This is a genomic window from Acidisphaera sp. S103 (assembly GCF_009765975.1).
Taxonomy (GTDB): domain Bacteria; phylum Pseudomonadota; class Alphaproteobacteria; order Acetobacterales; family Acetobacteraceae; genus Rhodopila.
The window spans coordinates 1-239 of the sequence record NZ_LMUJ01000077.1 but is presented as its reverse complement, the minus strand read 5'-3'; the positions used below and the strand labels follow the sequence as shown (position 1 = coordinate 239).

Annotated in this window: 1 protein-coding gene; it reads right to left on the bottom strand. The window is 56.1% G+C overall.

What is annotated here, in order from left to right; translation table 11 throughout:
• Positions 1-49 precede the first annotated feature (49 nt).
• On the bottom strand, positions 50-239 hold a 190-nt coding region (locus GSQ89_RS38750), incomplete at its 5' end, for a hypothetical protein (RefSeq protein WP_216856412.1).

Below are 239 nucleotides of genomic sequence, written 5' to 3'. Positions count from 1 at the left end.
GGCGAGCAAGCCGCATTGCTACGTAGCAATGCCTATCCTGCCATCTGAATCACAGGCGATCATTTGCGCCGATCTGCGATTTTGTGAGCTTCTCGTGCAGTTGCAGATAGTCACGCATCGGCGCGAACAATCGCACAAAATCACATTTGCGGTGGGGTGGACCGCTCCCGAGAAGGCGGGTTATCGGGAGGGTCACCGCGCGCGATCTCCCTGAACCTACGTCTTTTGGGTGAAGAAAC